1 pseudogene is annotated in these 244 nt (G+C 30.3%); it reads right to left on the bottom strand.

Features of this window, described 5'->3' with window-relative positions:
* Window positions 1-244: pseudogene (locus tag SB717_RS38705) on the bottom strand (TetR/AcrR family transcriptional regulator); the annotation flags it as partial.

Here is a 244-nt window from a genome sequence, read left to right on the forward strand (position 1 = left end):
TAAATATGGCATAATCTTTTCATCATAAATGGACAATAAACTATTTCGATAAAATGCATGAGACTCTAACTTCATCCGCATCATAAATTCTTCCACTTCTTTATTAAACGGAATCGCATTTTCTCTCGCATGCATAATAATAAACTCTTTATGCCTTTGTATATCATTAAACTGACAATGTAATTGTTTTGCAAATTTTTCACGTGGTAACAAAGACTCTTGCTCAATATCCAGCATTTTCTTT

It is taken from the genome of Priestia sp. SIMBA_032 (assembly GCF_046535215.1).
GTDB classification, from domain to species: Bacteria; Bacillota; Bacilli; order Bacillales; family Bacillaceae_H; genus Priestia; species Priestia aryabhattai.